Annotated in this window: 8 protein-coding genes; 3 read left to right on the plus strand and 5 right to left on the minus strand. The window is 40.9% G+C overall.

The features are described from left to right. Nucleotides 1–295 precede the first annotated feature (295 nt). From ACFFAP_RS29640 to ACFFAP_RS29655, 4 genes are all read right to left on the minus strand, one after another. Complete coding sequence (locus tag ACFFAP_RS29640) at nt 296–589, minus strand: antibiotic biosynthesis monooxygenase family protein (RefSeq protein ID WP_375514569.1); 294 nt, start codon at nt 587–589, stop codon at nt 296–298. Nucleotides 590–682: 93 nt separating this feature from the next. After that, nucleotides 683–1,333: a retron system putative HNH endonuclease gene (locus tag ACFFAP_RS29645; RefSeq protein WP_375514570.1), complete on the minus strand. Its 651-nt coding sequence runs from the start codon at nt 1,331–1,333 to the stop codon at nt 683–685. Next, entirely contained in the window at nt 1,330–2,772 is a 1,443-nt protein-coding gene (locus ACFFAP_RS29650) for an AAA family ATPase (RefSeq protein WP_375514571.1), read from the minus strand. Before ACFFAP_RS29650 ends, ACFFAP_RS29645 begins: the two co-directional genes overlap by 4 nt. A gap of 81 nt (nt 2,773–2,853) precedes the next feature. Then, nucleotides 2,854–3,771, minus strand: a complete 918-nt coding sequence (locus tag ACFFAP_RS29655; RefSeq protein ID WP_375514572.1) for a metallophosphoesterase family protein — start codon at nt 3,769–3,771, stop codon at nt 2,854–2,856. Between the two features lie 135 nt (nt 3,772–3,906). Between ACFFAP_RS29655 and ACFFAP_RS29660 the strand changes: the two genes are divergently transcribed. Together ACFFAP_RS29660 and ACFFAP_RS29665 are read left to right on the plus strand one after the other, a co-directional pair. After that, nucleotides 3,907–4,803, plus strand: a complete 897-nt coding sequence (locus tag ACFFAP_RS29660; protein ID WP_375514573.1) for a hypothetical protein — start codon at nt 3,907–3,909, stop codon at nt 4,801–4,803. Nucleotides 4,804–4,907: 104 nt separating this feature from the next. After that, nucleotides 4,908–5,738 carry a RimK family alpha-L-glutamate ligase gene (locus tag ACFFAP_RS29665; RefSeq protein WP_375514574.1) on the plus strand — a complete coding sequence of 277 codons (831 nt, stop codon included), beginning with the start codon at nt 4,908–4,910 and terminating at the stop codon, nt 5,736–5,738. Nucleotides 5,739–5,881: 143 nt separating this feature from the next. Here ACFFAP_RS29665 and ACFFAP_RS29670 read toward each other — a convergent pair whose 3' ends face one another. Then, entirely contained in the window at nt 5,882–7,960 is a 2,079-nt protein-coding gene (locus ACFFAP_RS29670; RefSeq protein WP_375514575.1) for an ATP-binding protein, read from the minus strand. A 95-nt stretch (nt 7,961–8,055) separates the two neighbouring features. Here ACFFAP_RS29670 and cobN point away from each other — a divergent pair. After that, nucleotides 8,056–11,770 (plus strand): cobaltochelatase subunit CobN (gene cobN, locus ACFFAP_RS29675; protein ID WP_375514576.1); only part of this gene is annotated, 3,715 nt, incomplete at its 3' end.

An 11,770-nucleotide genomic window follows, 5' to 3' on the forward strand; every position in this document is an offset into this window, starting at 1 on the left:
TGCTGTAGTAACTAAAACTTGTTCATTTGTAACTCCAGAACGTGCTGGACTAACTAAAACTTGTTCATTAATAAGTTAGGAAGAAGTTTTATTAACTAAAGGTTCTATTTTACTTATCATTTTTGGATTTTATATAATTAATCATTAAATTTATTAAATATAGCATTATTTTTACTTATCTAAAAATGAGTTATTTGTAACTAAAACACCAACATTTATAAGTTGAGCTTAGGTTGTATTAACTCTAGCTTCTTCTGAACTTATTAAAAAATGAGTTTTTGTAACTTATTGTTTTTCATATTTCAATTTCTTCAAAGTGTTCAACAGTGGGAAATGGCTCATAAAAATGGTGCAGAAGTTTTTTCCACTCTTGAAACTCAGCAGAATTTCTAAATCCAACAGTATGAGATTCTAAAGTTTCCCATCTGACAAGTAATAAGTATTTACCTTTGACTTCTATACATTTATGCAATTCATGGGATAAATATCCATCCATTGAGGAAATAATTTTAGAAGCTTTTCTGAAAGTAGCTTCAAAATCGGATTCCAAACCAGGTTTGACATGAAGAATAACTGCTTCAAGAATCATAAACTTTTGCGGTGATAATTAAACTAATATTATTTAGTATAAAGTGAATGTGATGTCTACGATGGGCTACGCCTACGTACATATTTTATTGAATCAAAAATAATTATTGAGTAAATAGCCAATTGCGGCACAAAACGGAGTATATTGCCCATCAACATCCAGTTTTTCATAACCTTCAGCTAGCAGTTTTATTTCTATTTCAGTCAAACCTTCAGTAGCCAGTAATGCAGCATCAATTGCTACTCTACGCATATTTTGCAGTTTGTCAATGTCAAGTGCAAGCTTCTTAATTGTTGTTTCAGCAACAACTTTTTTACCTGGATTATCTGTCGGTTGAATTTCACCAGAAGCAGGATATTTAAAAAAATCAGCACAGTTTATTTCCAAAGGTGAAACCATCAAATTTTCATCGTACCAATACTTTTTCTTATGTCCACAATGCACCGGAACAGTAGGAGGTTCTTCACTTTCTCCTTGACATGAAGCGATGAGATTTGTGTACTCAAGTGCCAGATTTGGATAAGTACTACGAGGTTTGAGGTGTTCTATGTGGCTAGTTGTTCTAGTGATACGCATTCCACAATAGCAACAGATATATCCCTGTTCTTTTAGTAAAGCATCATGTACGACAGGTTTTTCTGGTGTTTGAAAATTATCATCCCAGCTAGGTTTCCAATCATCATTTTCCAGAGCCTTCCAATTGGTAAATTTTTCTGGCTCCTGACCCTTTTTGATATGCTTCATCGGTTGAGAATTTCCTTGCGCCGAATGAGTACATCCGCTTTGACAAATTCTGGCTCATCTGCTCCGATTTCATTAGCCAATTGTTGACGTAATTGCCTAGCACCTTCAATATTTCCAGCATCAATTAGTCGAAAAAGCTCTAAAAGGCTTTCCTTAATTTCCTGGGGACGTTCTGGAACACCCATGAGGTCTTCTAAAATGCGATTGCTGTCTCTCCCAAAGGAACTTTCTGGTTTTTTAACAACAACACCTTCGTCTGTTTTCTCTAAAATATAAATTCCTTCCGGCTTGACTTGGCTAATTACTTGAGGCGAATGGGTGGTGACAATAAATTGACAATTAGGGAATGTTCTGGTTAAAGCTGGAATAATTTCCCGTTGCCATTTGGGGTGTAAGTGTAACTCAATTTCATCAATTAAAACAACACCCTCACCTTCGAGTGGTTCTGTTAAACCTGGGTTGGCGATCGCTAATCGTCTTGCTAAATCTCCTACCATTGCCAGCAAGCATTTCTCCCCATCAGATAGCTGATTAACTGTAAGTTCTTCACCTTGTTTTCGCACAGTCATTCGTAAAGGAGAACGCTGAACCCGCAAGTTGGAAAAATCTGGTATTAATGAAGAGATAGCTTGTCTGACTGCTTCTAATTGTTTGTCTCTATAATCAGGATTATCTCTTCTCCTCTCATTTTCTAAATCTTCTCGATTTCTAAACCATTCAAAAAAGATTTTGAAGTCAATTCTTCCTCCCGTGAGTGCCTGATTATATGCATCTACTTGCTTAAATGAACTTACCTCTGAAATCTTTAAAGGCATATCAATAACAGCACGATTAACAGGGTAATAAATTACTAAAGGAATGTTGGCTTCAGAACTGTTTTCTAACTGATGACGCAGAGCATCAACCGCAGCTTGTAAACCTTTCGTGTATTGAAGACTAGAAAGAGTAGCAGGTTTATCATTATCCAAACTAACAGGCTCAGAAATTTCTGGATCAATAATTGTTGATATATAATTTAATATTGGTTGCAATCTTTGATATTCACTATTTGATATTTGTTGCATACGAAACTTTTCATTGAGCAAAAGGCTTAACTGAAAAAACTCTCTATCTGTTGTGGGAGATTCTTGAATATCACCTGAATTAATTTTCGTTATATTTAAAACTATTTCCTGTAAATTTTTTATTAAAAATGTAATTTCATTGTGTGTTTCATCACAGCCATTACTAATGTCTTTATTATGAAAAAAACGTATAGGTTCCGAAGAATTTTGAATATATGCTATGAACTGTGAGAGAAAAATAGCAATACAATCAAGAATACTCGATTTGCCCACGCCGTTAATACCAATAAGTACCGTTGGACTCGTTTCATCGAACTCCAGCATCAAATCGCCGATTCCACGGAAGGATTGCATTTTCAAGCGCTTGACTTTCATAGTTTTAACTAGGCTTAATGTAATTTTGTGGATAAGTATCGCCTACACTACATCTGTTAAATATCTTGCAGTACTATGAGATTACGCTGATTTTAATTGAATAATGCCTTTATCAAAAATACGATTATTAGTAGCGATCGCACTTATTTCTATTCTATCTTTATACACCTCATAAGAGGCAAAACTTAAATCACTGGTGGAATACTCTGTCCACTCAGAACGCCCTACAGGACGATTGCCTGCACCTGCGCCACAAATTAAATAAGTTGTACCATCAATAGCACGAGTGCGTTCATAACTATGTTCGTGACCATTGATGTAAAGTTGAACACCGTATTTTTGAAATAGAGGAGTAAAAGTTTTAATAAAACCTGGATTATTCCCATACTGACCCGATGAATAAATCGGATGATGTCCAAACACCACTTTCCAAGGAGCATTACTAAGACTTAATTCTTTTTCTAACCAAATTAGCTGGTTTTTCCAATCAGCATTAATGTTAGTATCTAAAGCGAAAAATTGTACTTGATTACGTTTAAATGTATAGTAACGTCCCTTCATATTAAAGCCGGCATACTTGACTTGTGGATCTCCATTAGCAGTACGAATATCGTGATTACCTAAACAAGCCTGAAATTTTACATCTTGCTTAAGCAAAACTTTGTAAGGACGCTCAAAAACTTCGCCAATTTTCTCAATTTCGCCGTTATTGTAAATGTTGTCTCCAGCTAAAACTACTAAATCATAAGGATTTTTCTGATGATACGCATTCATCGCTCCAGCCACAGCATACTGTCCTTTAGCCCCAGTCCCCGTATCCGCAACAGACACAAAACGTAATAACAAGTCTTTTTTGGCTGGGTTGGCGGCTATAGCTGTTATTGAATCAGTAATACCAGCACTTTGATGATTTTGATGAGCAAACATCCAGCTTAAAAATCCTGTACTAATGGCGCTGACGCTACTTAAAAATAAAAATTGACGGCGTTTCAGGTTCATAATTCACCAAATTTAATAAATAGTCAGTTTAGCGGAAACAATGAGCAATGAAGTGATACATTAAGGCAAAAGAAGGCAGCACCAGTAATAATGTACGTTGTTTGTCTTTGATTCGCTGCTTTTGGTGAAAGTTCCATGTCACAAGACAATCAGTCAAAACCGACGGATGAGCAGGTAACTCAACCTCCCCAAAAACCTTACCAGAGAGTTCAGCCATTTTGGAAGGCTAAAATTATCCAACTTCTCCAAGGGACGATTGGGGTTTTAGAAGTAACGGTGGAGAAACTGGAGACAGCACCGCCACCTGGTACTAAGGAAAAACCCAGTTATTTCCAGCAGTTTCAGTTGTGGTGGGGTGGACTGTTAAGGACAATCCGCTTGTTTTTACCATCAAATTTGTCAACAAAGTTATCAGATACAGCAATGACTGGAATTGTTACTGGAATTGCTGTAATTATCCTTTGGACAACTGCGAGTGTCTTTACTGGTAAACCTACTGAAATCGCAACAGTTCCACCGGTTGAAGAAGTTCCTGCACCGACACCGACACCAACGATAACTACTCCACCTGAGTCAGTTGCACCCGAACCACAGCCGCCACAGCCACCAGAGGAAATTACACCGCCGCCCGAAGTACAAACTACGCCACCAACGCCGGAACCGGAACCAATTCCTACGCCAACGCCAATCCCTACACCAACGCCGACACCAATCATAGAATTGACACCTGAACAAGCCTTGATTGCAGCTATTGAAAATCAGGTAGTTGAAATTAGCGATCGCATTGCCTCTGGTCTGATAAAGTCAATTCAAGCCAACTTCCGCACCAGCAATCTTACAGTCAAAGTTAGTCATGATTGGTACACTCTCAAAGAATCCCAGCAGGACAAACTAGCTGCAAAGATATTACAACGCTCTCAAGAACTTGATTTTACCCATTTAGAAATTCTCGACTCCCAAGATAAGCTGATAGCGCGTAACCCAGTTGTTGGTACTGAGATGATAATTTTTAAACGGCAAACAGCAAGTTAAAATAATTCGTAATACTCGCCATTCGCGTAGCGTCTCCTAGAGAAGGCGAGAAGCAAGCTACGTAATTCGTAATTTGTAATTTAGAGGTTTAACTTTAAGTATTTATGTTAGACAACGTTTCGCTATTGCTCAAAGCTTGTGAAAGCTTAAACATCAGGTATGAAATCCTTCATCCATCTGAAAACTTAATTAAAATAAAATTGAATAGTAAACAGCATTATTTTTGTAACTATAGCACTCCGTTACTTAATCAAGCAGTAGCACATCTTATCAAAGACAAAGAATACACTTATCATGTTTTAAATAAAAAAGTTAACGTTCCTCGGACAGTAGGGTTTCTTTCGCCTTTTTGTGACACCCAATATAAGATTTACTTAAAATTTCCAACTATTCAAGATATCGTATTAGAAATAAAAGAAAATTTTGAAACACCAGTGATTATTAAAAGAAATTCTGGTGCGGGCGGACATAATGTCTTTTTATGTGAGAATCTAAATGAAATTCAAACTGCTTTAAAAGAAATTTTTACTATTAATCATAAGTATGATTACGTCGCTCTAGCTCAAGAATTTATTCACATTAAATCTGAATATAGAGCGGTTTTCTTAAATAAAGAGTTAGTTTTGCTTTATGAAAAAGATATAACTGATGCCAAATGTGTTGGTAATCTCAGTCCTTTACACTGGGATGGTGCGAAAGCCAAATATATCAACGATCCACAAATACTATCAGAGATTGCTAATTTTGTTCAACCAGTTTTTGAAGAGTTAGACCTTGATTATGGTGGTTTTGATATCGGATTAGATGGAGATAATCAATATTGGTTAATTGAAGTCAACTCTCACCCAAATTATAGTATTTTCACTAGAGACAATGGAGAGGAGCCTGTGTTGAAAGTTTTTGAAAAAATGCTTATTAGCCTAGCCTCAAAATAAATAATTTAGTACTTTAATTAGCTAATATAGCGGTTTGCAGTTGAGTCCAATACAGACCTAACCCCCAACCCCTTCCCTGCAAGGGAAGGGGAGTGATACTCCAAACTCCAAACTCCAAACTCCAAACTCCAAACTCCTAACTCCTAACTCATCACTCTCACTGCCTGAGTTGGTATCCATACAGTAAAAATTGAGCCAATACTTACAGTTGATTCTACTTCAATTCGTCCCCGATGGAGTTCCACAAGTTGTTTAGTTAAAGCTAGTCCAAGGCCAGTGCCTTCGTAGCGGCGGCGATAGGGTGTATCGAGTTGCTGAAATTTCTCAAAAAGTAATGGTAATTGTTCTTCGTGAATACCAATCCCAGTGTCTTCCACTTGAAAAATAGCGGTATCATCTTCCACCCAAAGACGCAAGGTAACGCTACCACTTTCGGGGGTAAATTTAATCGCATTAGTTAACAGATTCCAGAGAATTTGTTCTACTCGTTCTCCATCGGCGGTAAAGCGATCGCGCCTGGGATCGATTTGCAAATCAAGGTTGAGATTAATTTGTTGACTGATTGCTTTTTTTCGCAGTGACTCTACAGCATTTTGGGCAACATTCACCAAAGAAAATTCTGAAATATTTAAAGCTGTCTTACCTGCCTCGATTTGCGATAAATCGAGGATATCATTAATCATTTCTAATAAATGTTCTCCACTGTCGTGGATTGTTTGCAGATAACCCCGTTGTCGTTGACTCAATTCACCCAAAGGCCAGCGTAATAACGTCGAAGACATCCCAATCACATAAGTTAAAGGCGTGAGCAATTCGTGACTGATAGTAGCGAGAAATTCACTTCTGATCCGGCTAGCAGCTTCGGCGGCGAGGAGAGCATCACGTAGTCCTATTGTGCGTTCAATAACTCGTTGTTCGAGAGTTTGTTTTTCTTGGGTGAGGGTTTGCATTAACTCAGCTTGGTGAATTGCGATCGCTAATTGTTCTGCTATCGAAGTCAGCAAGTTTTTTTCACTCTCACTCCACTGGTGTGGGCGATCGCACTGATGAGCAATCAGCAATCCCCACAATTTGTCCTCAAATATAATTGGTGCTGCTAACTTAGCCCTAACTTGGCTTTCCCTCAAAAAATTCAACAAACATTCTTCTAAAGCATAAGTTTTTTCGACATCATCAACAGCTAAGGTAAAACCTTGGCGATACTTTTCCCAACATTGAGAGGTTCGGATAAAGCAATTTTTTTCCGTATAATTCAACACCGATGTAATAGCATCTGTAGCACGGACTTCATAGACAATATAACCTCCATAGTTTTGGTAGTCTTCTAATAATGGTTGATTATTGGCAGACACAGAAGGCGAGTGTTTATCGTTGTTTTCATTTATAGAAAAATAGATTTCCGAAGGTTCCCCAACTGACAGTTCCGTACCTGTTAGTAGTGCGGTTCCCCTAAGTGGAATAGTGTCAGACTGGTATTGTTGAGTCTGGACTTTAGAACCTGCAAATTTATAGATTACTAATCTGTCTAATTCTAGAAACTCACGCACTTGTGTAATTGCTGTTGCCATAATCACCGGCAAATCCAGGCTTTTGCGGATCTGCGTTGTTACCTGATTTAACAACTGCTCTTGGGAAATCTGTTTTTTTAAAGCATCTTCCACTGGCTGACAGATATAAATTGTCGGCGCAGTTGAGCTTGGAGGTGCTATTATTTCTTGGTTTGGCTGAGTTAGGAGATATTCTAATAACAACAGCGAGAATTGACTTTGGAGTGTGGCATCATTAGGGCGAATAATTTGGCGATAGCCTTCAATATTTTGGTAAGTGGAGGAATCACACTCAAACAAGTCTCTTAATTCGTGGACAAAAGAAGCGATCGCCTCTAAATTAAATGTCAAATTAGCATTGAGTGCCGAGTCCTGAGTGGGTACTTGTTCTCCCTCATCTCCCTCATCCCCTTCATCTCCCTCATCTCCCCTATTCCCCTGCTCCTCCTGCGCTAAGTTTCCTACCAGAAGCGCACTAAACTGCTCAGAAACTACTAGCGTAAACCTTTGCCTTTGCCACTCCACAGGTATGGAAATTCGTACTAACACAGCTTCTGTCAGTACTAAAGCAGCACTTCCCACCGTTTGAGCAATCTGTTCTAACAACTCCCCAAGCTGATTAAATACAACAATAGGCAAGGTTCGAGAAAAGCTCAAATCAGGAGAACTAAGCATTTTCAATCATTTTGGTAAGAGGGGGCTGAATGCAGGGAAAAAAGTTTGTTTTGATTATCTACTAACCAACAATTTTAAAACGGTAAGACAGGATTATGCATCGTACAAGTAGCACATCGGGTGGATGGAATCAGTCAGAGGGTTTAATTTTTCTAGAACAAACTCCAGCGCCTTTCGTGTTGATTACGGCTGCTGATACAGATATTCAAACCTTAGCAGCTGCGGTGACAAAATTACCTGCAAGCTTTCCTGCATTAAGAGTCGCCAACCTGTTGCAGTTACAGCAACAATTAACCATAGACACTTATGGAGAGCAAGTTTTGGAACTTGCCCAGGTAATCATTTTGCGCCTGTTGGGAGGACGTTCCTACTGGAGTTATGGTTTAGAAGTAGTGCAAGAAATTGTGCAACGTAATGGTAGAACCCTTATTGTAATGCCAGGGGATGACGCTTTTGATCCCGATTTAATTTCTCAGTCTACCGTGCCCTTGGGTGTTGTGAACCAGGTATGGCAGTATTTTAGCGAAGGTGGCGTAGAAAATTTCGTTAATGCTCTGCAATTTATCTCCGATAGTTGCTTATTAACTACATATAATCCCCGGCCACCACAGCCAATTGGGCGCGTGGGATTGTATGAGTGGGGAGTGGGGGAGCAGGGGAGCAGAAGAGAGTTAGAACTCCGTTCATCCACCTCAAATACTCGTTCATCCACCTTTGAACCGGATGAATCCACCTCAGAACTCCGTTCATCCACCTTTGAACCGGATGAATCCACCTCAAATACTCGTTCATCCACCTTTGAACTGGATGAATCCACCTCAGAACTCCGTTCATCCACCTTTGAACCTCATTCATCCACCTCAGAACCTCATTCATCCACCTCAGAACTCCGTTCATCCACCTCGGAACTCCGTTCATCCACCTCAGAACCTCAAATCTCCCAATCCCCAATCCCCAAAGTTGGCATCCTTTTCTACCGCGCTCATTATTTAGCTGGAAATACCAAGGTAATTGATGCTTTATGCGAAGCTTTAGTCCAGAAAAATTTACAACCTGTGCCAGTATTTGTTTCCTCATTGCGTGAACCTGATGTGCAAGTTGAGTTGAGTGAATTTTTTCAACCCAAAGAAGGCGAATCAATAGCTGTGCTGCTAAATACCACCAGTTTTTCTCTAGCACGCTTGGAAAGTGAAACACCCCAAACCGACCTGTGGCAAAAATTAGATGTGCCTGTGTTGCAGGTGATCCTCAGTGGCGGATCAATTGAGCAGTGGGAGTCACAGTTTCAAGGGCTTTCTCCCCGCGATATTGGGATGAATGTGGCGCTACCAGAAGTAGATGGGCGGATTATTACTCGTGCTGTGTCTTTTAAAGCCGTACAAACTCGTAATCCTCATCTAGAGACAGATGTGGTAATTTATGAACCAGTGAGCGATCGCATCGAGTTCGTTGCTAAACTAGCAGCAAATTGGGCGCGTCTACGTGACAAACCCCCCCAAGAACGGCGAATAGCCCTAATTTTGGCAAACTACCCCAACCGGAATGGCCGCCTCGCCAATGGTGTAGGACTCGACACCCCAGCTAGTTGTGTAGAAATCCTGCAAGCTTTACATCAGGCTGGTTATGAAGTAGAAAATCCACCTGATCAAGGAGATGAGTTGATTCAACGGCTGATAGCTGGCGTAACCAACGATCCAGAAGGTAGAGAATGGCTTCCGGTACACCAAAGTGTTTCTTGGGAAGAGTATCAAGAATATTTCGCTTCATTACCGCCAGCAGTTCAGCAGGGTATTAGTGAAAGGTGGGGAGTGGAAAGTGGGGAGTGGGGAATAGGGAATAGGGACTCTTTACTGGGGACTGGGGAAAAAGAAAACAGGGGAGACGAGAGGAATACCCAATACCCAATACCAAATACCAAATACTCAATACCTAATTCCCACTCCGTGGGGGCCCCGAGTTCCCCAATCCCCATTCCCGGAATTCAACTAGGCAACATATTCGTGGGAATTCAGCCAGCAAGGGGTTATGATAATGACCCCAGTTTGAATTATCATGCGCCGGATTTAGAACCAACTCATGCTTATTTAGCTTTCTACTATTGGGTAAGAGAATGTTTTGGTGCTGATGCTGTAGTTCATGTAGGGAAACACGGAAATCTAGAATGGCTACCGGGTAAAAGTGTGGCTTTGTCTAGTAATTGTTATCCAGAAGTGGCTTTCGGCGCACTTCCCCACCTGTACCCATTTATTGTCAATGATCCTGGTGAAGGTTCCCAAGCCAAACGTCGCGCTCAAGCGGTGATTATAGATCATTTAACGCCGCCAATGACTCGTGCAGAACTCTACGGTTCTTTACAAAAGTTAGAAAATTTAATTGATGAGTATTATGAAGCGGACAGTTTAGATCCTTCGCGTTTGCCAGTGATTCGCGATCGCATCCGCGAACTGGTGATCAAAGAAAATCTCCATCTAGATTTAGGAATCCAAAATGAAACAGAAATTTTTAATTCTGTTAGCGCAGCGTTAGCGAGTCCGCGAGCGTCATCTTTAATTTTGAATTCTATCGGTGGCTATCTTTGTGAATTAAAAGAAGCCCAAATCCGCGATGGGTTACATATTTTTGGGCAATGTCCCCAAGGAAGGCAGCTACGAGATTTAATAGTAGCGATCGCTCGCATACCCAATCGCCATTCTTCAGGTATCACCCGCGCCATAGCTCAAGATTGGGGACTAGACTTCGACCCCCTCACAGCCGATTTGTCAATGCCTAGCGGTGAATACTCAATAGTCAATGGCACAGAATGCCGTACCCTCGGTGATATCGTCGAAGTCCTAGAAGAACACGCCGCCCTCCTAGCAGAAAAACTAATAAATCAAAACTCTTGTACAGACGCGATTCATCGCGTCTCTCCCTCCAGCACAGACGCGATAAATCGTGTCTCTCCCCCCAGCACAGACGCGATAAATCGTGTCTCTACCTGGATACGCGATCGCCTGCTTCCCGCCTTACAAAAAACCCCCGAAGAAATCACCCATTTATTACACGGACTCGATGGCGGTTACGTCCCAAGTGCCCCATCTGGCGCACCCACACGCGGCCGCCCAGAAGTTCTACCAACAGGCAGAAACTTTTATTCTGTCGATATTCGCGCCATTCCCACAGAAACAGCTTGGGATATCGGGAGAAAAGCTGCTGAAACCCTCGTTGAATATTACACTCAAGAACATGGTGAATATCCCAAAACATTAGGTTTATCAATGTGGGGAACTGCCACCATGAGAACAGGCGGTGATGACATTGCCGAAGCCTTGGCTTTACTCGGAGTCCAACCTGTATGGGATGGTGCAGCGCGGCGAGTAGTGGATTTTGAAATTTTGCCCCTAGCGATTTTGGGGCGGCCGCGTGTAGATGTCACCTTGCGAATTTCGGGATTCTTCCGGGATGCTTTTCCCAACTTAATTGATTTATTCGCTCAAGCAGTATCAGCAGTAGCAGACTTAGATGAACCGCCAGAACAAAATCCCCTTGCAGATGCAGTTCGCCAAGAAACTGATTTGTGGACAAGCCAAGGATTAACTTTAGAAGCAGCAGTAGTGCGATCGCGCTATCGCATCTTTGGTTCTCGTCCAGGTGCTTACGGCGCCGGACTCCAAGGTATAATCGAATCGCAAAACTGGACAGATGACGAAGATTTAGCCCGCGCCTACATCAACTGGAGTTCTTACGCCTACTCTTCGGGAGCAGAAGCAGCAGAAGCAGGGGGAGTAGGGGGAGTAGGGGAGGATAAAATCTTCAATCCCCAGTCCCCAG

Source organism: uncultured Nostoc sp., from assembly GCF_964245575.1.
Classification (GTDB): domain Bacteria; phylum Cyanobacteriota; class Cyanobacteriia; order Cyanobacteriales; family Nostocaceae; genus Nostoc.